The sequence below is a fragment of the Thiolapillus sp. genome, assembly GCF_048562965.1.
Taxonomy (GTDB): Bacteria; Pseudomonadota; Gammaproteobacteria; order Chromatiales; family Chromatiaceae; genus Thiolapillus; species Thiolapillus brandeum_A.
Genome location: NZ_JBHNMF010000992.1, coordinates 1 through 1,031, shown reverse-complemented (window position 1 = coordinate 1,031; position 1,031 = coordinate 1). Strand labels below are relative to the sequence as shown.

1 protein-coding gene is annotated in these 1,031 nt (G+C 56.6%); it reads right to left on the bottom strand.

Features of this window, described 5'->3' with window-relative positions:
* Nucleotides 1-69: 69 nt before the first annotated feature.
* Nucleotides 70-906 carry a hypothetical protein gene (locus ACOCD2_RS21735; RefSeq protein WP_293649366.1) on the bottom strand — a complete coding sequence of 279 codons (837 nt, stop codon included), beginning with the start codon at nucleotides 904-906 and terminating at the stop codon, nucleotides 70-72.
* Between the last annotated feature and the right edge of the window lie 125 nt (nucleotides 907-1,031).

Genomic DNA, 1,031 nt, shown 5'->3' with positions numbered 1-1,031 from the left:
CGCGTTCGGAGGCCTACTTTGTTTTCCCTCTGGCGCAAGGCACGCCGGGAAAACAGTGCGGCCTCGCGGCTACTGGGGTCTACCAGCCTTCGCTTCGCTCTCCATGGCTGGCAGCGGATGCCATTCCAACGCCTCCGGCAAATTGGCCAGGGCGGACATTAACAGGGGCAAGGCCTTGCCCGGCAGATGTTCACCACTCCATACCAGGCGCAAAGGCTCATCCGACTGGCGCCCATTGATTTTCGATGCCACCTTGTCCGGCGGCCCCACCTCCACAATCACCTGGCTCGCACACCCATACCAGCGATCGATTTCCTTCTGAATACCGCTGGTCGCCGCGATGAGCACATTAGCCTTGTTGAATGCCTTGCGCGCCGAACGTAAAGTCAGCTTCTGCAGGGAATTGATCAGGTTTCTACCGGCATAGTACATAGCCCCACGCCAGCCCAATACGGGAAGAAAACGCCAGGGTGTATTCTCCAACCCACCAATGGGGCCCCAGATAAAAGGAATATCCAGCTTCCACAAGTGGCCGGGAAAACGAAAACCAACGTAGGTCAATTGGTGGGCAAGATCAAACCCTTGTTCCCGGTGCAAACCCCTGGCGACCTTGAATGCATCGCGCAGCCACAAGGCATAGGCCATGTTCATGACAGGCTTGAATACCGACCCCTCTATCCACTTCCATCCCGGCGTGGGCCGGTAATGCCAGGGCTTGTGGGGCACATAGACAAAGGTCACGTTACGCACCACACGGGGGTTGTTTACCTGGAAGTCTTCGATATCCTGCCGATGATGACTGGCGACCAGCACCCAGGGGGCGGCGAATGCCGAGATCATACGCACCCAGTTCCAGCCCACGCCTTCTTCCGAGCCGTGGTATGGGTTGCAGGCGTAGGCATTCACAATTATCGGTTCCTCGACGTTTTAAGTGGAATTCCTCCAAAAACCTGTGCCAGTATAGCGCCAAATACTGGCATGAGGAAAAGACGTGGACGGCAACGAGATACTGCTACTGGGATTGGGGATTC